The following is a 23,802-nucleotide window of genomic DNA, read 5'->3' on the forward strand; positions in this document are numbered from 1 at the left end:
TTGAACGATATCGATGAGGTCTTATCAGATGAGAGTAGATTCGAAAGAACTCCCCATGAACTTGGCTGCTTATTAAACGCCAAAACAGCCATGTACCCAGAAAAAATGGAGGAAGATCATACACCTAAAATATTAATAAATCATGAGACCAATTTAGAAAATTATAACCAGCTTTGCCCTTCTTACGAAGGGAGGGTATCTGGATGATTGAATTAAAAGAAGTATGCAAGTTACTTCATCTTGCCCACGTAGCCGCTTATTAGCCCCATAATGAACTTGGACAATAAGCGTGATTTTTAATATACTGCTTATATACCAAGGAGGCTAACATCATGGCAAGAACTATATAAATTGAAATAAAGGTTTTCTCCCGTTCCACGGCGAATAAATACAAAGAGAAAATAGGGGAACGGAGAGAAAATATGATGCCAAATCACAAAGACGAGATCGAAAAGTTGTCCACTGCCATGAAAGAAGCAAAAAGTAAACGAGCATATGAACGCTACCAAGCGATTTATCTTCATTTGCAGGGATATACCAAAGGAGAAATCGCAACGATTATTGGTCGATCCAAGAAAACTATTTATAACTATATTCATGCCTACGCCCAGCGCGGTCTTGATGGACTGGAGATGAAATACTCACCTAGCGCCCCACGTCGATTGACCCCTGAGCAGGAAAAAGAGCTGGCTTTGATCATTGAACATCAGCTCCCCGTAGATGTGGGATTCGAAGCAAAATATAATTGGACGCTTGCGATAATCGCTGAACTCATTCAACAAAAGTGGGGGCCAACATACACGCTTCGCGGAACAAGTGACATTCTGCATCGGTTAGGGCTAAGCTATACGAAACCGACCTATACACTAGCCAATGCCGATGAAGAGAAACAAAAAGAATTCGTCGAAATCACCTTCCCTGAAGTAAAAAAAAAACTGGTAGATGGGAACATCGCCCATGTCCTCTTTCAAGATGAGTCGATGATTCGTGATTACCAAGCGATTCAAAAAACATGGTTTGTCAAAGGAAAACAACGAATCATTCCGACGTTTGGAAAACATCAAGGGCTGAAGCTGATTGGCACGTTGAACTACGAAACAGGGGAAGTGTTTTGCATCGAAGAAGAACGCTATGACGCGGAAACATTTCTTCGATTTCTTCAACTTGTGTTAGAACGCTATCCCACAGGCAAAATAGTGATGATTTTAGATAACGCTCGAATTCACCATGCCAAACTCATTCAGCCATTTTTAAAAGAACACGAAGATCGGTTAGAGCTCGTCTTTTTGCCACCATACAGTCCGCAATTGAACTTGATTGAAGGGCTATGGAAATGGCTGAAATCAGACGTGATTTACAACGTGTTCTATTCGAGTGTGCAAGAAATTAGAAAGAATGTCCAAGCCTTTATTCAGCGAATCAACCAGAAACCAGAACAAACGATCGATCGTTTGTGTGTTCAGTTGTAAATCTTTAATTCAACTTATATAGATATTCCAAAGATTTTAAACTGCAAGTCATCAAGGAAGCACAAGAAACAGGTAAAATTACCCTAGTAGCTCGGCGATATGAATTAAATCCAAATATGGTCGGACGTTGGATTCGTGAATATAAAGACGGTAAATATGGCAATTTGGATGTTGCCGGTCTACCAGATCTGGATACAAAGGAATTAGCGAAAGAAAATGAAAAACTTAAAACATTATTAGGTGAAAAAGATCTTGAAATCGCCATTTTAAGAGATTTAATAAAAAAGAAAAACCCTCACTTGCTGAAAAACTTGAAGTAGCCGAGAAATGGATTCAACTGGGCTATTCTATATCAAAGGTGCTAAAAATTATTGGTATTCCTCGTTCCACGTACTATTATCAAAAAAATTACCGTGTGGAAGAGAAAAAAGGAAGTGAGGGACGTCCAGCACCAGGTTATTCCACAAAAGAGGACGGTAAAAAAGTATCTGATGAACAGATTAAAGAATTTTTAATGGAAGAAATTGAAGGCGACGGATTTAACTATGGTTACCGCAAATTAACCAAAGTTCTTCGTCGAAAATATAAACTCATCATCAACAAGAAAAAAGTGTATCGATTATGTAAAGAGTTAGGCATCTTGCGTCCACAGCGACAGAAAAAATTTTCACACCCTAGGAAATTAGCACGAAACCGTATGATTACAGGCTCCAATCAACTTTGGGAGATGGATATTAAATACGGATATATCGAAGGAGAAGACCGCTTTTTCTTTGTCTTATCCATCATCGATGTGTACGACCGAAACATTGTAGGTTATCATATTGGTTTAAGCTGTACGGGTACAAACGCTGTACAGGCCGTCAAACAGGCATTATTAAAAAGGCAACAATTTAACGGAATGGAAAAACCTGTGATTCGGACGGACAATGGACCACAGTTTATTTCCCATACCTTTCAGGAGTTTTGTGAAAATTCAAAATTGGAACATGAAAGAATTCCACCAAAAATGCCAAATATGAATGCTCATATTGAATCTTTTCATCGAATTTTTGAGGATGACTGTCTATCCAGAATGCAATTTGGGACGTATGCAGAAGCCTACCAAGCTGTAGTGGAATTCATGGTATATTACAACGAAAGACGCATGCATTCTAGTATTCTAGATTTATCTCCACAGGAATTTTATAAAAAACAGCAATCACTACCGATCAGGATCAAAGAAGTTCGGGTTTAGGAAGTGCTGTATAGGTTCGAAGCACCAACTTGACTTGGAGTGGCGGGCATGATAGCCTGGGTTGGCGATGCCGATGTTGTGACACCTGGCTTCTCGGCAAGAGAATCATGCCCGCAGAGGCTCCATGTCAAGTAAACGCAGCCTTTATCGAAATAACGGCAGAAAACAAAAAATGAAAAACTGAGAAAACGAGAGATTAAGTGTGTAATTGTCCAAAATTCGGGGGTTAATCCGTTGATAAACAAGATCCAAGACAGCGAATATATTTACACCGTCTACTTCCATGACACGAAACCGTTCTGAATCAACGATTTTCAAATCAGGGTTATGAATAATTTCCTCAAAGGTCTGACTGCTTAGAAAATGATTCACACACAAGCTCGTTCGTTCTTGAATGTCGTGAATTTTCTCTTTGGATAATTGACCATCGTAATATATTTCATGGAGCATTGAATACTTGCTCGGCTGTTCATACCACTGTTGTCTTCTTTGTGTAGAATCAATGTATGCAGAATTTAAATCTGTCCGAATCCTCTCAACAAGCTCGTTTTCTGTGGGGAGTGGTTCTCCTGTTTGAACTCGTCCGATTACATCATGAATGTGACCATGAATCGAGTTGCCGAGTAAAATGTCAGTGGATACGATTTTCTTCAATCGATAAGAGTTCTTAGCAAAATCATTGGCTCCTCTTAACCATCCATTGTGTGACGAATAGTACGTGGTGCTAGTATAGTTTTATGGACAGCTTTTAGTTAACTCTCTATCATAAAAGATACGAGAGGAAGTGTCCGATATGAAACAAAAAAAGAAATATAACGACGATTTTAAGAAGACAATCGTTGAACTCTATCACACGGGTAGTTCGGTGAGTGCGTTAAGCAGCGAATATGGCGTATCTGAAGTGACAATATACAAATGGATTAAGGCTTTGACCCCAATCAGTGAGGAAACGGGGAGCCTAACCCCTAAAGACATCGCTGCGATTCAGAAAGAAAATCTTCGCATGAAACAGGAGATCGAAATCTTAAAAAAGGCTATGGCCATATTCGCCAAAAAGTAACGGACAACGAGCTCATCGATTTGATTCATGAACAAAAAGAGAACTATCCCATTCAAGTGATGTGTGAGGTACTTGACGTTCCTAGAAGTACTTACTACCAATCCTTGGAGCATATGGAATCGAATCGTGATCGTGAGAATAGGCAACTCACGGAAGAGATCCATCGAATTCACAAGGAGAGCAAAGCACGCTATGGGGCTCCAAAGATTCATCAATCCCTCCTTAAGGAGGGATACGCCGTGAGCCTTAAACGTGTTCAACGGCTGATGAGGAAGGCAGGAATTCGATCCATCACCGTGAAGAAGTTCCGTCCGCAAAAGAGTCAAGGAACGGTCATAGAACGCACGAATCACCTAGAGCAAGATTTTACAACTACCACCATTAATGAAAAATGGGTGGCTGACATCACCTATATTCATACGCTTAGGGATGGCTGGTGTTACTTGGCGTCTGTCTTAGACCTGCATTCTAAAAAAATTGTCGGATACTCTTTCTCTCGTTCCATGACAACAGACCTTGTGCTTCAAGCTCTGCATAATGCAGTAACAACGCAAAATCCCGAACCTGGCCTCATACTACATACGGATCTAGGGACACAGTACACAAGTGAAGCATTTGAAAATGCATTGAAAGCTTATGAAATAAAGCAGTCGTTTAGCCGTAAGGGATGTCCATATGATAATGCCTGCATGGAGTCATTCCATGCCATCTTGAAGAAGGAAGAAGTGCACCAAGTGAAGTATCTTGACTACGAATCTGCAAAGCTTGCCCTATTCCAATATATCGAGGGCTGGTACAATCGCAAACGTATTCATGGTCAAATAGGTTATCGAACACCTCAAGAAGTGGAAGACCTAATACGCATGTCAGCTTAACGAGTTAACTTTTTTCTGTCCAAAATATTGACTCAGGTCCATTTTTTATGCTAACTTTCATTTTTGGTTGACCATTTTTTTACAAAATAATATTTACGAATCGTAGAGTTTTTAATAAATTTGCTAATATAAGTAATTAGAGTTATGTTTTAGGAGGTAGTTTTATGTTAAAAAGTAAGCTTAAAAAGACGGTATTTCTATCAGTTATTTCTTTTTCTTTGTTAGTACCAGCAGTTTCTCACCAAGTATTTGCTTCTGACAATGCTAATGATATTTATCAAAAGATGAAATCAGCAGGAATGTCTGATTCAGATATCCAAATGATGAAGAAACATAATGAGGAAGAGTTAAAATTCATTAACGAAAACGGAATGGCTGAAAAGATTAAAAATGACAAAAAGTCTATTTCGAAACAATCCGAGCTTAAATTTGGTAAGAAATCAAATGAAGAGATGCAAATTGCTGCAGACTCCTCCGTCTTAGGAACGTATGGAGACATCTTGGTTGCGTATAACGCGAGTTCCTGGGGAATTGATTTCGGATATCCAGGTCATGCCGGAATTGTTTCAAATACGTCAGGAAAAACGGTAGAATCTTTTCCAGAAGATGGAGTACAATATCATACAAATGATTGGGGCAGCAGAGAAAATGTATATGCCATGTATGTAAAAGGGGCAACTACTACCAAATATAAAGGAGCAGCAACCTATGCAGCGAATCAGATTGGTAAGGATTATAACTGGAATTTTGTGAACCCATGGACAGAAGATTCGTTTTATTGTTCACAACTCGTATGGAAGGCATGGAAATCACAGGGAATTGATGTTGATTATATTACGATTGACCCAATCGTTACCCCAATGGAAATAGCAAAGTCCAAAAATACAATTATTTATTATTCTAACTAACCCATATATATAAAGAGAACCCAGCAGAGACTACCGTTTCTCTGCTGGTTGATCGTTTTTTAGGAGGGGAAACCTTGTTTACAAGAAAAATAATTGTCATTACCTTGATTATCATCTGTCTAGGTATTTGCAGCGCAATTGCCTACTATCTTACTACGTACACTTCGGCGAACAAAGTGTCCGAATCCAAACAGTCGGGACAAATAAATCTTCAAAATGCCTCTTTTGCTGTCATCTATTCGGATGCAATGAGGCAGGGAGCGGAAATCGTTACATACAACTCTAGTGGTAAGATCCTGGACAAGAAAGCATTGGATGGCGGCCGGGCTTTGTATCATACGGAAGAGAATGGTGGCGATTATTATATTGCATCAGAACGACAAAACCACCATTTTAAGTTAACAAAAACAGGGGAGATTATTTCCTTCTATGGACCGGCTATTTATGATAAGGATCGAGCCATTGGCACTTCTTTTATACGACGCTCAAATGATTACATGTTTTATTCTATGAACATGGGATTACATCCTAAATATTCACCAGATCGATACTCAAACGAATTAGTCTATTGGAATGACAAGACCCATCTGAATAACCATATTATACTGCCAGGTTATTTTCAATCTGCCGTTGAAATGGATGACAAGGCGTATGTTTTATATATTGATGAATCCATTGAAAAAGTCGGAATCTATGTAGTGGACCTCATGAAGAACCAACTAATCCATGATTTTCCAATCGATAACCACAAAACCTCAAATAGTGATGGCGTTTATTATCCAACGGGGCGTTTCAATGGTTCTTCTTTACAAGTGTTTCAGAACCGTATTCTCGTCCTATTAGATGGAAACCGGCCTGATATTGAAGGAAAGCCGATTATCCAAGTGATTAATCCCGCTAATGGTGTTTTAGAAAAGGAAATCAAGCTTTCGACAGAGGGGTTTAATTTATATTCTTCAACTGTTTATGATGACCAACTCTACCTGATTTCATCTGGAAATCAAGTGAATGTACTTGATCAAAAGTTTCAGCTTCACGAGGGATTGACGCTCGAAAAAACAACATCATTTATGCAAAAAGTAAAAGAGCAACGGGGATCGATGTGCGGAACGTATTTGATTGGCGATTCGGTCTATGTTCTGTATGATTTTGTGAAAAATAAACCTGCAGATCGAGACAGAGAGATTCATAAGTATAACTTGAAGACAGGAAGGGAAGAAGCTGTTATTCCCTTGTCATACAAATCAGATAAAGAAATGATTAGTTTTTTGGTATTTCAGTGAACGTGAGGCTTTGATGAAATTCCACACGGCAATAAAAAATGACCACTCGTTGGTCATTTTTTATGTTAGAACCTTCATTTTTTGTTGTTCGAGTGTAATGCCTCCCATTGTCAAGACACTTTGAGTGAAAAAATAAGTTAAGTCCTCCTGTCTTTATAAATGCTGGTGCTATTCCCGACGGCGGCTTGACATGGAGCCTCTGCGGGCATGACTTCCCCGCGATGAGGCGATGGCTAGAAGAGCAGCATCGCGAGGCTCCTCAGCCTATCATGCCCGCCCTCCATGTAAAGCTGCCTATGCTGCGGTGTTTCCATGCTGGGAATAAACCTTGCCTGGTGTTGCATAATTCAATGATTGATGGGGACGGTCCGTATTGTAAAACGTGACGTACCGTGCAAGTCCTTTCCGTAATTCCCGTGGATTTTCAAATTCATTCAGATAAATACATTCATACTTTAGAGCGCGAAAGAAACGCTCGGTACGACTATTGTCTGTCGCACGTCCTTTTCCATCCATCGATACCTGAATTTGATGTTCCGCGAGCAGCTCGAGGTAATCAGCATTCGTGAAATGGCTACCCTGGTCACTGTTCATGATGGCTGGCTTCCTTCGGCTAAACGCCCGTTTTAAGCACGTGAGGACGAACCCTTTCTCAAGCGTGCTGGATAACTCGTAGTCAATCACCTTGCGACTGAACCAGTCAATGATGGCAAACAGGTACATGAATCCCTTCCCCATGCGAATGTACGTGATATCCACTCCCCACACATGATTGGGACATTGGATGTCGAGTCCCCGTAACAAGTAAGGGCGAACATACTTGGCGTGCAGGCGCTTACTCAAATTGGGCTGGGGATGGATGCCATGAATCCCCATGAGTCGCATCAGGCGTCGCACACGCTTACGATTGACCTTGAAACCCTTCGCCCGTAGTGTTGCGGTGATTCGTCTGTACCCGAAAAAAGGCTTGTCTGTGTAGATCGCATCGATTTCGTGCATGATTTGAATGTTTTCAGCGCTCTCCGTGGATTCCTTTGGTTTGCGGTAAGCACTTGTCCGATTCACTCCTAACAACCAGGCCTGTCGTTTGATCGTGATCGTGGGATGATCGTGCTCTATCATGGTCTGGCGTTCTTTCGCCGATTTATTTAAGGCCAGATTTTTTTTTGAGCCAGTCGATCTCTACCGTGAGTTGACCGACCAGCTTTTCCAGATGCTCTTGTTTGCTCTCATATTCCTTTCTCAGTTTGTCCGATTCACTCGTTCCCTTCTCGAATACCATGGAGGCTCGGGCAAGAAATTCAGCTTTCCATCGGCTGATCATCACGGGATTGAGTTCATATTTAGCGGCAATTTCATTGACCGTTTGCTCTTCCTGAAGAACCTCAAGGACGACTTTTGTCTTAAACTCTGGGGTGTATCGATTCCGTTTTTCCATGATTTCATTATAACTTATTTATCACGCTCCCGTGTCTCAGCCTATGGGAGCATTATAGAGCAGCCTGGCCAGGTTATCGAGCGTTCGTTGATGATTTCGTTTGGGTGGAGGAGTGAGCAGAATTTTTAAGGTGTTGTTTTTTGTTTGATTCATTTTCAGGACCTCCAGTTTTATGTTTTGGTATTTTTTTACAGTTATCCTGACTTTATCATATCACAGAATAATTTTAATGTAAATATATTTTATAAAAGTTTTTTCAATAAAATTAAAAAACTACGAGAAGATGAACCACTGCGAACGAATACAAACGATAAGAACAAAAAATGTTTAGTTCATTGTTTTGGAAAAATTGCCTAAAAAACGTACAGATCTATCAAGTGTATGTCAAAGGCATATACTCAGGTGCTTAGATACTTGATCAGTACGACGAACAACTTCTCAATAAAATTTTTAACTAGAACGCAGCCACGTTAGCTATTTGCATCGTAATAATAAGAAGTTATTCGTGAAGTTACAGATTTAGAAGTTATCTGGAGCGTCCAAAAATTATCCGGAACTTCTGTAAGCTGGTGCTAGTATAGTTTTATGGACAGCTTTTAGTTAACTCTCTATCATAAAAGATACGAGAGGAAGTGTCCGATATGAAACAAAAAAAGAAATATAACGACGATTTTAAGAAGACAATCGTTGAACTCTATCACACGGGTAGTTCGGTGAGTGCGTTAAGCAGCGAATATGGCGTATCTGAAGTGACAATATACAAATGGATTAAGGCTTTGACCCCAATCAGTGAGGAAACGGGGAGCCTAACCCCTAAAGACATCGCTGCGATTCAGAAAGAAAATCTTCGCATGAAACAGGAGATCGAAATCTTAAAAAAGGCTATGGCCATATTCGCCAAAAAGTAACGGACAACGAGCTCATCGATTTGATTCATGAACAAAAAGAGAACTATCCCATTCAAGTGATGTGTGAGGTACTTGACGTTCCTAGAAGTACTTACTACCAATCCTTGGAGCATATGGAATCGAATCGTGATCGTGAGAATAGGCAACTCACGGAAGAGATCCATCGAATTCACAAGGAGAGCAAAGCACGCTATGGGGCTCCAAAGATTCATCAATCCCCCCTTAAGGAGGGATACGCCGTGAGCCTTAAACGTGTTCAACGGCTGATGAGGAAGGCAGGAATTCGATCCATCACCGTGAAGAAGTTCCGTCCGCAAAAGAGTCAAGGAACGGTCATAGAACGCACGAATCACCTAGAGCAAGATTTTACAACTACCACCATTAATGAAAAATGGGTGGCTGACATCACCTATATTCATACGCTTAGGGATGGCTGGTGTTACTTGGCGTCTGTCTTAGACCTGCATTCTAAAAAAATTGTCGGATACTCTTTCTCTCGTTCCATGACAACAGACCTTGTGCTTCAAGCTCTGCATAATGCAGTAACAACGCAAAATCCCGAACCTGGCCTCATACTACATACGGATCTAGGGACACAGTACACAAGTGAAGCATTTGAAAATGCATTGAAAGCTTATGAAATAAAGCAGTCGTTTAGCCGTAAGGGATGTCCATATGATAATGCCTGCATGGAGTCATTCCATGCCATCTTGAAGAAGGAAGAAGTGCACCAAGTGAAGTATCTTGACTACGAATCTGCAAAGCTTGCCCTATTCCAATATATCGAGGGCTGGTACAATCGCAAACGTATTCATGGTCAAATAGGTTATCGAACACCTCAAGAAGTGGAAGACCTAATACGCATGTCAGCTTAACGAGTTAACTTTTTTCTGTCCAAAATATTGACTCAGGTCCAACGTATAATAATATTGGATAGGACAGTTTAATAACGTTTTATGGCGACTAAGACTCCAACTTAAGTCAGGGTACTGTTTCACTTCAAACATCCGCTTTCACCTATTCCTCGAAATGTGCGGCTCTTGCTTTGCCTTTTTCCCACAAAAATTTCCTTACTTCCTTCTCGCTCTGAACGCTGTATCCAGGCGTTGGACTCTGCTATTCCTCTCCTTTTTGCCTCGCATATTCTTCTTAATTCCGATAATTGTGATCAACAAGATATGTTGTCCCGTACTCTCAAAAACCAATTGATTCCCATCCTCTAATCGCCATTTGAGTTTTCCTTTGAACTTCGGCATCTTTCTTAACTGTCTTTGCACCCACATCGGTGTGAAACCTTGCTCCTTGCACCTTACCAATGCATGCCTGGTGAATCTGATCTCCACGTTAATCACCTACCAATCCAAGTTCAGTTAATAGAGTTTAGGTAGTATTTTTATTGAAAATTTAAAGGGCATCGTCTCCATTGTTTTGCTTGGATCCGATGCCCTTATTTGGGGTTCGTATTTTGTTATGAGCTTTCTCCGCTTTCTTCGCATAGATATCACCTCTGACAGAACAAATGTTTGTATTTGTTAATATGGATTATAGCATGCCACAGTATGCTTGTGTATAATCACCTAAATATAATTTTCTGAATTTTTTGCCCGCCAGACAACGGAAAAGCAGGGGATGGGGTGATCGGGCGTTGGGGATAAGTTTGGATTATCCAGATGTTATTCACAATCCTTTCTGTTGATATTGTGGATATAAGAGGGTTTAAGTTTATTAGGGCTACACAATGGTTTCTACTGCTGATTATTTGTGCAACTCTTTCATACATAAGTAGTACATTTTCCATAATACTTATGAACATCTGCATAACTTTTTATCAATCCTACGATTTTCTATCCATTAAACCCACTGCATTTTTCAAACATTGTGCATAACCTTTCAGCAAATCCTTCAGAACATTTGTGGAGCAAATACAAAACAGGGGAAAGGTTAAGGATTTGTACGAAAAGAGGAGGCGATCAGTGATGATAAGTGTTATCTTCTGGGGTTCGACTATCCTTTCATTACTTTCTGCGTTGATCGCAATAATTTCTCGAAATTGGCGTTACATGATCGTAAGTGCAATCTTGTATTATCCTCTGGCCTGGTATTTGAACGCAACGCCTCGCTTTGAAGGAGCCTTACTTCTATACGTTTTTCATATCCTGATCGCTTATTCCGTCTATAGCAAACGACGGCTGATGTGGCTGGCTTGGGTTTCGTTAGTTCCGCTCATTACGTTTCCACTTTGGATTGCATTCTTGGTATTGAACCAGTAAACTGACAGTATCACGTTTTAGGAGTGTGGACATATGATCCAGAACCGACACTCCGCTCCTTTGAGGCTTAGCCTGTAATAGCCCAATCATTTCCCTGGAGGCTTTTACAGGCTAAGCTCTACTACCAGGGAGCGTGATGGAAATTGAAGCCACCGAAATCGAGCTTTTTATCGGCATCATCGCAAGCGAATTATCCATCGTAATCGTAATATCACCAAGCATTTTTGTTGGAATGTAAAGAACAATGAATATGGTCGATTAGCAAAAGGTAAAATCCATTGTTCGTGTTGGATGTGCAGAGAAAAAACTCGTTTTCTTGGTCATCCGAAATCGGAAAAAGCCAGAATTGAGGGATTTCGGCATCAGATTACTGAGTACATCAAAGAAGATCAGTAATTGAATATCAAGAGGGCATCCGAAGATGGAATGCCCTTTTCATTTGCCCAATGAACTTTATTCCGAAGCATATTTTTGAAGCTGGTGTAATCCCTTATGCCACAGCTCATTCATCTGTTCCTCAACTTTTTTCTCCTGGAACAATGGTATCTCCGCCTCTACATAGACATCGATTCATGCCCACTGATCTACCGAAATTGCTTCAATAATCTTTGAGATGCCCTCATCTTCATGTGGGACATCCCTAAACACCTGAAGACTGTTTTTATCTTCTGTCTTTACACGAGTGCATTTGCCGTTCTGCCAGTGATACAAAAGGGTATCTGATATCCGATTGGGTTTCTTTGTTTATTGCAATCATTCTTGAATAATAAAAGACATGTTCGGAGGTGGGTAAGCATAAAGTGATATAAACCACTAATTTTTTGAAATTCATCTTAGAGGGAGGTACTGGTACTTATGGATATCTTAAGAAAGATACAAAAGCACCGTGAGGAAGAAGAAAAACTGGCGTGGGAAGGTACCTTCGCTGAATATTTAGAGATCCTGAAAGAGAAACCATATGTAGCCCAATCGGCTCATTCGCGTGTATACAATATGATTAAAGATGCTGGGGTAGAGGAAGTAGACGGAAAAAAGAAATATAAATTTTTCAGCAGTCAGATTTTTGGAATTGATGATGCTATTGAGCGGCTTGTTGAAGAATACTTTCATCCTGCAGCGAAACGACTCGATGTAAAAAAACGGATTCTCCTTCTAATGGGACCTGTGAGCGGTGGGAAATCAACGATCGTAACAATGCTTAAAAGAGGATTGGAAGCATACTCGCGCACCGATCAAGGAGCCGTTTATGCGATCAAAGGCTGCCCGATGCATGAAGACCCCTTGCACCTCATTCCACCAGAACTTCGCGATGATTTTTACAAGGAATATGGCATCCGCATTGAAGGCAATTTGTCTCCGTTAAATATGATGAGACTAGAGCAAGAGTATGGCGGCCGCATTGAAGATGTTATGGTTGAAAGGATCTTCTTCTCAGAAAACAAACGGGTCGGTATAGGAACATTCAGCCCATCTGATCCGAAATCACAAGATATCGCTGATTTAACAGGAAGCATTGACTTCTCAACAATTGCTGAATTTGGTTCCGAATCAGATCCGCGCGCTTACCGTTTTGACGGGGAGTTAAATAAAGCAAATCGGGGAATTATGGAATTCCAAGAAATGTTGAAATGCGACGAGAAATTTTTATGGCATTTGCTTTCCCTCACACAAGAAGGGAACTTCAAAGCTGGCCGTTTTGCATTAATCAGTGCGGATGAACTGATCATCGCCCATACAAACGAAGCTGAGTACCGCTCATTCATTTCTAACAAAAAGAATGAAGCACTCCATTCGCGTATCATTGTCATGCCAATTCCATATAACTTAAGTTATAGTGAGGAAGAACGAATATATGAAAAAATGATTAAAGAAAGTGAAATGGCACATGTCCACATTGCTCCGCACACGTTAAAAATTGCAGCGATGTTTACGGTTTTAACACGTCTAAAAGAATCGAAAAAAGCCGGCATCGACCTTGTAAAGAAAATGCGTCTTTATAATGGAGAAATTATAGAAGGCTTTAATGAAGTAGATGTTGAAGAGTTGAAAAAAGAGCATCCGGATGAAGGAATGAAAGGGATTGACCCGCGTTACGTCATCAACCGGATTTCGTCAGCAATCATTCGAAAAGAAACACCATCTATTAATGCACTCGATGTATTAAGATCATTAAAAGACGGATTAGATCAACATGCTTCTATTTCAAATGAAGACCGTGAACGCTATATGAATTTCATCTCAATCGCCCGCAGAGAATATGATGAAATTGCGAAAAAAGAAGTGCAAAAAGCATTTGTATACTCTTATGAAGAATCAGCTAAGACATTGATGGATAATTATCTAGATAATGTAGAAGCATATTGCAATAAAAATAAAATTCGCGATCCAATTACTGGTGAAGAAATGAATCCGGATGAAAAGCTCATGCGTTCGATTGAAGAACAAATCGGAATCTCTGAAAATGCGAAAAAAGCATTCCGTGAAGAAATTTTAATCCGAATTTCTGCTTATGCCCGGAAAGGGAAACGCTTTGATTACAATTCTCATGAACGGCTGCGCGAAGCGATCCAGAAAAAGCTGTTTGCAGATTTGAAAGATGTTGTAAAAATTACAACGTCTACAAAAACACCGGATGAACAGCAATTGAAGAAAATTAATGAAGTTGTAGCTACATTGATTGATGAATACGGCTATAACTCCACATCAGCCAATGAATTGCTGCGCTATGTCGGCAGTCTTTTAAATCGATAATGAAACGTTATTTCTTTTTTGTGGTTTAATAAAATACTCCCTTGCCATCTACATTTGCTATTTTTGATGAACTTATAAAAGGTCGTCTACCATGTTAAATTAAAATCTTTGATGGGTATTGAGTTAATTACTTGTTATTAATGTAAAACTTTATATTTTTTGGAGGTACATCACTATATAGCTAGTGGTGTACTTTTTTAGTTGTAGCTTTTAAATGATTTCGGTTATCATAACAACACATAGAACTGTATTAACAACTTCATCGTAGTTTTATTATTTTTATTAATAATAGTCACTCCTAAAAGCAATTGAGCCAGATAGTTAATTAAGTGTAACTATTTATGTATATAAAAGGGAGCCATTGTATTTTTAAGCAGTGGCTCCTGATTAGTTTAAGATGTATAAAGGTGTTAGAAAATATAAAAAGATTTTTGTTGGAAACAGCATTTAGAATACTGAAAACTCAGATATCCATCTCGACGTTTCTCCCAGGATAGAAAATCCTTTGAGGATTCAATGGATTTTCTTTTGCAGTTCTTACTTTAGGAATAATTTTAAAAACAGCTGTATGACTCCCTAGAGATGAGCGATATTTTTCAACATGAGTTTGTGAAAGTTTATTATTATGGTAGCCGGGTAAATATTTATCCAACATTCCTTGCAATGCCGAAGTAGCTTCTATAATGTCATTTACACGTTCGATGACTCCAAACATCATTACACTCATATAAGCTGTATCTGTTTTTGCGGGTATAGGACTTACCAAAGTTCCGTATTCTTCAGCTACCGTAAAGCAACAGTTTGGGTTCGCACGTATTAATTCAATTTTTCTTCCTTCTTGAGCTCCATGAAAATAAATAGCCCCATTCATCCAGATGAAATTCAAAGGTACTACATAGGGTAGTTCCCCATCTGTCAAACCAAGGTAACCAATGCGTGCATTGCTTAAAAATTCATCTATTCGCTTTTCATCTGTACACATTAGTTTTTCTTTGCGAATCTTTTTTTGCATTTTTTATCCCAACCTCCATAGCAAGTGATATGATCATTATAGAAAATATCTGTACATGTTATAAGGGACAAATTTAAAAGATTTAATAGGTACAGATGGAGGGATGATCATGGAAATTACCCCATTTTTAAATCGAGAGCTTTCAGAACCTTTATATAGTCAACTGTATCATTGGATTAAGAAAGAAATTGAAGAAGGCAGACTATTACATGGAATGAAAATGCCATCCATTCGCCAACTAGCAACTCATTTAAAAGTCAGTCGGAATACTGTTGTAACAGCCTATCAACAGCTTGAATCGGAGGGATATTTAGAAAGTGTCCCGAAAAGCGGGATATGGGTAGCTGAAATAGAAAAAGCAGCCTTACATCCAATGGAGAAGGTTATTCCAGTTCGACAAGAATGGAAATCATCAAACGAAACTCTTATCAATTTTGAATATGGAAATATTGATCTTGAAAAATTTCCATTGAAGCTGTGGAAAAAATGTATTTCAGACGTTGTTAGTCAAAATAACAACTGGTTATTTGAGTACGGAGAAAAACAGGGTGAGTTTTCATTAAGACAAGAGATTTCAAAATATTTACTACAATCCAGAGGTGTCCATTGTACACCCGAACAAATTATTATTACATCTGGAACACAAAATTCCATTTCGTTAATCTGTCATCTACTAAATCTACAGCAAGAAAAAGTTGCGATAGAAGAACCAGGTTATAATGGAGTGCGAAATGTTTTTGAAAATGAAGGATGCCATATGGAACCTGTGCCTCTTGAAAAGGACGGATTATCATTAGAACATGTTCATTTGAGCAAGGCAAAAGCTGTTTATATAACACCTTCTCATCAGTTTCCATTTGGGATGATTCTCTCCATTTCGAAAAGAATCAAATTATTAAACTGGGCCTATCAAACAGGTGGATACATAATTGAGGATGATTATGATAGTGAATTTCGTTATAAAGGCCAACCCATTCCTTCCTTGAAATCTCTAGATGAAGAGGAAAGGGTCATATATCTTGGTACATTTTCTAAATCATTTCTTCCTTCCATACGTTTAAGTTATATGGTGCTTCCACCTTCGTTATTGGATCAATACACTCAAAACTTTAGGAATTATAATCAATCGGCCTCTCCAATTATTCAGCGGGCTATGGCTTTATTCATGGAATCTGGTGAATTTGAGAGGCATATTAGAAGAATGCGCAAAAAATATCAAAGAAAGCATCAAACCTTAATTAAAAGCATTGAACAAAATATGGGTAGTAAAGTACGTATCATTGGAGAAGATGCTGGATTGCATATTTTATTAAAATTAAACACTGTATCATGTTTTGAATTGATTGAAACTGCTTTACAAAAAGGAGTACAAGTTCATTCTCCATTAAAATTTTGGCTTCATCCAACTTCTGAAAGCCATCCTTACATTATGTTAGGATTTGGTGGATTATCAATTGAAGAAATTGAAAAAGGTATTCAATTACTCGCCAGCTGTCTCCCGTGAAAAAGGATGCGTAAAAGGTAATCTGCTTAAATATTATGAAAGAGTTTTTTTAACAAAACGATTAATAAATAAGTTGCTTGCTATTCAAATACTCGGCACTTTCTTTGAAAAAGGAAAGTGTCCTTTTCATTTTTAAGGGATAAATTGTGGTGGAAAATACGAACACTTCAAATATTAAGTGATCACATGGAGAACTTATAACAGTTAACAGTTAAAAAAATGAAATATTTCAAAATAATGGAAAAATAATTATTGATAATAAAAGAATGCTCTTCGTTTTCTTATTATTATTCAATATTATTAGCAAAAAATAATCTGCTAAATAAGGGATGGGTTTTATAAAGATTCATGAGGCGTATTATTTTAAGTTCTTTGAGGAAGAAAGGAAAATGTAATTCTTCTTATTTATTTTTTTCGTAAATAAAAAAATGGTTTCTTTCAGTAAATTAGTCATATGAGTCTTATTGGTGAAAAGAGGAATTTTTAAAAAATCAAATTTGAAAAATTAATGTCTATCCGAATTCATTCATAGAATTTTCTGGCAGTCACTAAAAATGGGTTCTTTATTTTACTACTATTTGCCAAGTCATTTACTTTGACACAAAAAAGTTAAATTTTGAGCATTCTAGAAAACTAGTAAAAAGCATATTGTTTTAAAATAACATCGCTTTGATTTTGTTCGCCGAATTGTTCGACATCTTTTACAAGTTTTTAATTCTTAAACACAAAAAGTTTTGTCTGATTTACAAAAAAAATTTCGTTTTCTGTTATTTTAACCGAATTTTTTGATGCGGTCTTTCTGTAAATTGAGCGATTGTTCACCGCACGAATTACAAGCAATACTAACTGATATTACGTGTTTTACTAGAGCGATTTGCGTGATAACGCAATAAACTGTTCGTTATTACTAAGCAATAACTGCGTTTTATACGGTTACCTATATAATTCTAAAGATATTATTATCAAATTGTAAGGCAAAGTCATAAAGTATTCAATTGAGATGCTCTCAATTGAAATCAAATTGACATCAATGTTTTGATAAGCAACTTCAATGTTGTAATGCCTGGAGGTGAAAAAAATGCTAAATTTCTTAGGTTTAGGCGATCTATTAGCTGGTCTAGGCAATTTACTAGGACAAGTAGCTGGTCTACTTGGTGGTTTATTAGGTGGTTTAGGTTTATTTTAATATAAACTTAATAAACTCAATAAACTAATTTTTACTCAGTGAGCTTTTTTATTAAATTGAGGAGGTGAAGATAATGTTAGATTTAGGTTTAGGATTAGGCTTATCCCTTGACCTTTTCACTGGTCTTGGCAGCATCCTAGGTGCAGTAGTTGGCCTTCTTGGCGGTTTGTTAGGTGGTTTACTATAATACAAAAATTATTCATTGGATCCTTTCATTTGCTTAAGAGGAGGTGAAAAAAATGCTAGATTTAGGCTTAGGTTTAGGTTTATCTCTTGATTTATTAAACGGCCTTGGCAGCCTTTTAGGCGCAGTAGTTGGTCTTCTTGGCGGTTTATTAGGTGGTTTGCTATAATGCAAACTCCCAATCGTTGATTTTTTCAACGAAAAGAGGTGAAAAAAATGCTAGATTTAGGATTAGGTTTAGGTTTATCTCTTGACCTATTCTCTGGCCTTGGCAGCATCCTAGGTGCAGTAGTTGGTCTTCTTGGCGGTCTACTAGGTGGTTTATTATAATATTATGCTGATTTTTGATAGGTTCTCTGTTTGTAAGGAAGAGAACGCAAATAATTTATAGCAATAGGTCTAGCAAATAATATGCTGCGTATATAAAAAATGACGTTGGGGAATAGTAGAGGGACTCAATACCGGATTACATAAAATCTTGTAATCCTATAATTCCGATAAGTTTGGCAACTCATTATAGCACAAATGATCTTTTCCTCCTTTTTCATCACAAAGGTTGAGTAGTTGATTGATAGAAAGCAGTTATGGTCTCGATTAGGAGCTTTCATTCTTCCAACTATTCACCTAAAAAGTGTTGAAAAAGGAGGGGTAATCTATTTTTATGGTAGTTTGATTTGTCTCATCACCAGTTTTTGTAATTTGAAACAAGTGGTCGTTAACTGGATTTTTGATACGACTGGACACTCTCCTTTTTTATCTTGTAACGATCCAGTTGGTGGAAAAGAAGCTGTCAAGTTTGGGGCCTTGGCAGCTTCTTTTCCACCAACTAAAAATCACAAACATGATGAAGAAGGAGAGTTTGGAAGTCGGTTTTATTGAGTGGACACATAAAATCCATCATATGAGAGTTCTAAATGGATGAATATGTAAATAAACTTTTGGGGTACATTTTCATTTTGAAACTCAGTTCTTTTTTTGGCATTGGTAGGAGTCTAAATTTGTTTTCGCTGTTTTAGTATTCGAGGATGTAAGTTCATGCCTTCCATTTAGTAATTGGTGGCAATGTTGTAAGATGACTTGAAAGTTTTTTTTAAACTTGGAGTATGTGAAAAGTTCAACATTTTTTAATAGTTATTGGTGTTTGGTAAAAAGATTGAGGCGTAATATTTTTAGTGGTTCTCATGTAGTGTCATTGGTTGTTTTTTATTTCTAAAACAGTACAAATTTTGCTTTCAATAGGCCCGTTTTCTTAAATTTTCCCTTACGAACTTTCTGAAAAACAAAAAAATATGAACGATCAAACGATTTCATAATGACTTCCCTTTCAAAAAAGGGCAAAGCAAGATTTGGTTCTGTTTATCACTTTCATTCATGTTTTGGTGTTCACTAATCTTATTAAGAGGCGGCGGATTAGAGAAACCTATAACATTGCTTTCTGTTCTAAATATTAAATGATTAAAGGCAAGAACTTGTTCCAAGAAAAATCAAATGGGTTCAAAATACGTTGATCTCTTTTGAAAAGATGGCAAAGGTAGCGAATAATTTATGACAATTTTATGACAATTTTTATACGAGAAAAAACTGAAGGGTAACTACTGTTTTCTAGATTTTTTCTCACTGGATTAAGAAATGGGATAATAAAACTCCTGTAAAGCATCAATGAAAACATTTAGGCTTATCAAATACTTGATTGCCAGAATAAAAGGAAATTTTCTTTTTTCTGTTATTTCACAAATATTTGTAAAAAATCTAGCAAGCATACATTGGAAAAATTTTTCTATTACTCCTTGACATAAGACCACATTCATTTATAATAAGCGGTGGTTGGAAAAATATGGAAAGAAAAGGAGATGGAAATCTTGTGCAAAGAAAAATAGCGGTCAGTTTGTTGTTGTCCTTTTTACTTATTTTTAGTCAATTAGCGCCATTTGTAGCCGCTAAAATGGACGATGTAAAAGGACACTGGGCTGAAAATGTAGTCACTAAGTGGGTCAATGAAGGGGTTATCAAAGGTTATCCTGATGGGTCTTTCCGTCCGAATAACAATATTACTAGAGCAGAATTTGTAGCTTTAGTAAACCGTATGTTTGATCCAACCAGTTTATATCATGGAGCTTCTTTTAAAGACGTCAAGAAAAATCATTGGTTTTATAATGAAGTAATGCGTGCAGTAGAAAATGGGTACATCAGTGGTTATTCGGAAGGCCTTTTTAAACCAAACCAAGCTATTACCCGTGAGGAAGTAGCAGCAGCTATTAGTCGTGTTGTTCGTTATCCTGATGTAGAAATGAATTATGTTAACAATTTTAAAGATGTTACTTTCATTTCTGAATGGGCGAAGTTCTCAATTAACATAGTTGCTGGTCACGGAGTAATGAGCGGTTATCCAGATGGAACGTTTAAACCACTTAATCCAATTACACGTGCAGAAGTTGTTCAAGTCCTTGATAATCTTTATAGATTGATCCAATTAGGAAAAGTATCTATTAAACAAGGAATTGTAGGAACAGTTCTTTATAAAGGTCAACCAGTAGATAAAGCTCCAGTTACATTATTTGAAGCAAATAATTACTGGCCATTGAAAACTGTTAAAACAAACGCTGAAGGTGTATATGCAATTGAAGCAAAAGATGGAACTTATGATTTAACAGTTCAACATAATAATTTAGTAGGTTATACAACTGATGCTGTCGTTAAAGGAAATATTATTAACAGAACAATCGAATTGCAAGAAGGGGTAAAAGTATTCGGTTACCTTAAATTAAAAGGAAAAAATAAAGACAAAGTTGATTACAGAGATGTAAAATTAGCGTTTACATCTGATGTTACCTTTATCACGAATGTTGATAGAGATTGGAATTTCCAAATTTACGTGCTGCCAAATAAAAAGTACACAATCCGATTACTGCTAATGAAACATAACCGAGCTATTACAATAAAAGATAATGTCTCTATCGGTGATGACGATGAAGATCTTGGTGAAATTGAAGTAGAAATTCCAGATAACATCGGCAACGGCGGTAGCGGCGGTAATGGCGGCAGTGGCGGTAATGGCGGCAGCAACGGCGGCAACAATGGTGGTAACAACGGTGGTAACAACGGCGGCAACAACGGCGGTAACAATGGCGGAAATAACGGCGGAAATAATGGCGGTAACAATGGCGGCAACAACGGCGGTAACAATGGCGGCAACAACGGCGGTAACAATGGCGGCAACAACGGCGGAAATAATGGCGGAAATAATGGTGGCAATAACGGCGGCAACAATGGTGGCAACAATGGCGGAAATAACGGCGGCGGAAAAGGCGGCGTTATTGTAGATGTTGAAGCTGGTGGCGGCGGCACAAGCGTTGACGTTGAAGCTGGTGACGTAAGCGTAGGTGTTGATACTGGTAATAAAGCCAATAATGGCAGCGGCGGTGTAAATGTAAGTGTTGGAGCTGGTACTAGCAGCAGTAGCAACAATAACAACACTAGCGGCGGTGTAAGTACTGGTGTTACAACCGGCGGAGGAAAAACTAGCGTTAATGTAAGTGCAGGTAAAGTAAATATTGGTATTAATCTACCATAAAATTACAAAATAAATGAGAAAGGTTGTTTCTAAGTCAAAATATTGGCTATAGAAACAACCTTTTTATTTTGTAATCTAACAGCAAAGCTCTCTAATTTTTTGAATGAAATTTTTGGATACATGTGTTTTAATTTAATAGTAGGAAACTGATTAGAATTGTTTTCATTCTCAAAAATATTCATGTTCTTTTATCCACAACTAAAATGAAATAATTGTTCTCCTTCTTATTTTCAAAGAAATATGCTTTTATCTATTTTTGATCAGCTTTTTGTTTAACTCATTGGAATAAAGTTAAAAATTGTTTCATTAATAGGTTTTTGTTTTTAATCGAAATTTTCCGGTTTCAGTTCTTGTACATTGTTTATTTAGGAGCTTACTATTGGGACGAATTTTTGAGATTATCAAATGCATAATATCAATCAATAGTTTAGATGAATGCAACTGTGGAACTTTTTTGTATGTATTTCTTTTGAAAAACTTTTTTATTAAAGTTTTAACAATATTTTTGTTCAAAAGTTTTACTTCTTATTGTTTGGAATAACTTTCCAACTTGTTAAAAGGGGATCTTTTTACTAAAAAAATTTATAAACGGGAAAATCTATTGTTCTTTTATGCAACAAATGTTTTTGCCTCTAAAAAAACAGTCGTATTCCGACATCTGTAAGTACTTATCCTCCTATAAACCTTCGAATATCAACATTTTGCCTACCATTTTCAGACATGCCTAATCAAATTCGCCTTGACCTTGTCCATTTTTTTGGAAAAGTTAAATTTTCATAGCAATTATTTAAAACGAATGCATAGGATAAAGTAAACTTATAATTTACAATCCTTTCACATTAGCATATGAACATTACGAATGTTTGTTACTAAAATGACAAATACGTGTAGGGAGGGGAAATGAAATGTCAACAGGCAACAATAACCATTTTACAATCTCAGAGGAAGACTGGTCCCTCCATAGAAAAGGTCATGATGATCAACAACGACATCAAGAAAAAGTAAAAGAAGCGATTAAAAATAATTTGCCAGATCTTATAACTGAAGAAAGCATAATCATGTCCAATGGAAGGGACGTCGTGAAAATTCCGATCCGATCCTTAGACGAATATAAAATCCGTTATAACTACGATAAGACGAAGCATGTCGGTCAAGGAGACGGGGAAAGTCAAGTTGGAGATATTGTCGCTCGCGACGGTTCAGGTGAAAAAGGCCCTGGAAAAGGAACCGGTGCCGGGAATTTGCCGGGTGAAGATTATTTTGAAGCTGAAGTAACATTAATGGAAATTGAAGAAGAGCTGTTCAAAGAGTTGGAGTTGCCAAACTTGAAGCAAAAAGAACGTGATGAAAATGTTGTTACAAACATTGATTTTAACGATATACGAAAAACGGGCTTAATGGGAAATATTGATAAAAGACGGACGTTAAAAAATGCCTTTTTACGAAATGCCATGCGTGGGGCTCCGGGATTTCAGCCTATTTATCGGGAAGATATACGTTTCAAAACTTGGAATGAAGTTGTCAAGCCGGAATCAAAAGCTGTTGTCCTTGCCATGATGGATACATCAGGATCTATGGGAATATGGGAGAAATATATGGCACGGAGCTTTTTCTTCTGGATGACACGTTTTCTCCGGACGAAATATGAAACGGTTGAAATTGAATTCATCGCTCATCACACGGAAGCCAAAGTTGTATCAGAAGAAGACTTTTTCTCTAAAGGAGAAAGTGGAGGTACGATTTGTTCATCTGCTTATCGCAAAGCTTTAGACATCATTGAAGAAAAATATAATCCGAATAGGTATAATATTTATCCTTTTCATTTTTCCGATGGCGATAATTTAACATCTGACAATGCGCGTTGTGTCAAGCTTGTTCAAGAATTAATGAAAGTGTCAAACATGTTTGGATATGGGGAAGTCAACCAATATAACAGACATTCCACATTAATGTCCGCCTATAAAAATATTAAGGATGAAAAATTCCGCTATTATATTCTTAAACAAAAATCAGACGTGTATCAAGCGATGAAAAGTTTCTTCCGAAAAGAAAACGAAAGCAAGGCATTTCTATAAAAAAATGAGAGGGGCAATTCAATCGTCCGCTATTTTGACTTTGAATGCCCCATTTTATATGATGGTTGTTT

The 23,802-nt window shown here is 37.6% G+C and carries 14 protein-coding genes and 2 pseudogenes; 13 read left to right on the top strand and 3 right to left on the bottom strand.

Features of this window, described 5'->3' with window-relative positions; genetic code table 11:
* The 4 genes and pseudogenes from HR057_RS17040 to HR057_RS09235 all read left to right on the top strand — a co-directional run.
* Nucleotides 1-207, top strand: a pseudogene (locus tag HR057_RS17040) (IS21 family transposase); the annotation flags it as partial.
* Between the two features lie 215 nt (nt 208-422).
* Complete coding sequence (locus HR057_RS09225) at nt 423-1,469, top strand: IS630-like element ISBs2 family transposase (protein ID WP_173731140.1); 1,047 nt, start codon at nt 423-425, stop codon at nt 1,467-1,469.
* A gap of 32 nt (nt 1,470-1,501) precedes the next feature.
* A pseudogene (locus tag HR057_RS09230) lies at nt 1,502-1,789 on the top strand (transposase); the annotation flags it as partial.
* A gap of 38 nt (nt 1,790-1,827) precedes the next feature.
* Nucleotides 1,828-2,706 (top strand): IS3 family transposase, encoded by an 879-nt coding sequence (locus HR057_RS09235; RefSeq protein WP_329955862.1) that lies wholly within the window; start codon nt 1,828-1,830, stop codon nt 2,704-2,706.
* A gap of 144 nt (nt 2,707-2,850) precedes the next feature.
* On the opposite strand, the gene HR057_RS09240 is transcribed toward HR057_RS09235, so the two are convergent.
* Entirely contained in the window at nt 2,851-3,360 is a 510-nt protein-coding gene (locus tag HR057_RS09240; RefSeq protein ID WP_173731141.1) for a hypothetical protein, read from the bottom strand.
* A 139-nt stretch (nt 3,361-3,499) separates the two neighbouring features.
* Here HR057_RS09240 and HR057_RS09245 point away from each other — a divergent pair.
* The 3 genes from HR057_RS09245 (at nt 3,500) to HR057_RS09255 (ending at nt 6,832) form a co-directional block, all read left to right on the top strand.
* A protein-coding gene (locus HR057_RS09245) for an IS3 family transposase (RefSeq protein WP_173731142.1) occupies nt 3,500-4,641 on the top strand; the annotation gives its coding sequence in 2 pieces (ribosomal slippage) (nt 3,500-3,740 and nt 3,740-4,641; 1,143 coding nt in all).
* Between the two features lie 164 nt (nt 4,642-4,805).
* Entirely contained in the window at nt 4,806-5,549 is a 744-nt protein-coding gene (locus tag HR057_RS09250; RefSeq protein WP_173731143.1) for a YiiX/YebB-like N1pC/P60 family cysteine hydrolase, read from the top strand.
* A 74-nt stretch (nt 5,550-5,623) separates the two neighbouring features.
* Complete coding sequence (locus tag HR057_RS09255) at nt 5,624-6,832, top strand: hypothetical protein (protein ID WP_173731144.1); 1,209 nt, start codon at nt 5,624-5,626, stop codon at nt 6,830-6,832.
* A 294-nt stretch (nt 6,833-7,126) separates the two neighbouring features.
* Here HR057_RS09255 and HR057_RS09260 read toward each other — a convergent pair.
* Nucleotides 7,127-8,270 (bottom strand): IS3 family transposase gene (locus HR057_RS09260; protein WP_445347035.1). Its coding sequence is split into 2 segments (ribosomal slippage): nt 7,127-8,000 and nt 7,999-8,270, totalling 1,146 coding nucleotides; the frame shifts between segments, so codons are not numbered across the junction.
* 641 nt (nt 8,271-8,911) lie between these two features.
* On the opposite strand from HR057_RS09260, the gene HR057_RS09265 reads away from it, so the two are divergent.
* Nucleotides 8,912-10,053 (top strand): IS3 family transposase gene (locus tag HR057_RS09265; RefSeq protein WP_173731146.1). Its coding sequence is split into 2 segments (ribosomal slippage): nt 8,912-9,152 and nt 9,152-10,053, totalling 1,143 coding nucleotides; the frame shifts between segments, so codons are not numbered across the junction.
* Between the two features lie 2,250 nt (nt 10,054-12,303).
* Nucleotides 12,304-14,199, top strand: a complete 1,896-nt coding sequence (locus tag HR057_RS09270; protein ID WP_173731147.1) for a PrkA family serine protein kinase — start codon at nt 12,304-12,306, stop codon at nt 14,197-14,199.
* 463 nt (nt 14,200-14,662) lie between these two features.
* On the opposite strand, the gene HR057_RS09275 is transcribed toward HR057_RS09270, so the two are convergent.
* Nucleotides 14,663-15,211 (bottom strand): pyridoxamine 5'-phosphate oxidase family protein, encoded by a 549-nt coding sequence (locus HR057_RS09275; RefSeq protein WP_173731148.1) that lies wholly within the window; start codon nt 15,209-15,211, stop codon nt 14,663-14,665.
* Nucleotides 15,212-15,320: 109 nt separating this feature from the next.
* Between HR057_RS09275 and pdxR the strand changes: the two genes are divergently transcribed.
* The 4 genes from pdxR to yhbH all read left to right on the top strand — a co-directional run bounded on the left by pdxR (nt 15,321) and on the right by yhbH (nt 23,731).
* On the top strand, nt 15,321-16,715 hold the full coding sequence (pdxR, locus tag HR057_RS09280; protein ID WP_230474413.1) for a MocR-like pyridoxine biosynthesis transcription factor PdxR: 1,395 nt from the start codon (nt 15,321-15,323) through the stop codon (nt 16,713-16,715).
* Nucleotides 16,716-18,649: 1,934 nt separating this feature from the next.
* Complete coding sequence (locus tag HR057_RS09285; RefSeq protein WP_173731150.1) at nt 18,650-18,964, top strand: hypothetical protein; 315 nt, start codon at nt 18,650-18,652, stop codon at nt 18,962-18,964.
* Nucleotides 18,965-19,919: 955 nt separating this feature from the next.
* Nucleotides 19,920-21,656: an S-layer homology domain-containing protein gene (locus tag HR057_RS09290; RefSeq protein WP_173731151.1), complete on the top strand. Its 1,737-nt coding sequence runs from the start codon at nt 19,920-19,922 to the stop codon at nt 21,654-21,656.
* A gap of 905 nt (nt 21,657-22,561) precedes the next feature.
* Complete coding sequence (gene yhbH / locus HR057_RS09295; RefSeq protein ID WP_173731152.1) at nt 22,562-23,731, top strand: sporulation protein YhbH; 1,170 nt, start codon at nt 22,562-22,564, stop codon at nt 23,729-23,731.
* Nucleotides 23,732-23,802 lie beyond the last annotated feature (71 nt).

The organism is Calidifontibacillus erzurumensis (assembly GCF_013303125.1).
Taxonomy (GTDB): Bacteria; Bacillota; Bacilli; order Bacillales; family Bacillaceae_J; genus Calidifontibacillus; species Calidifontibacillus erzurumensis.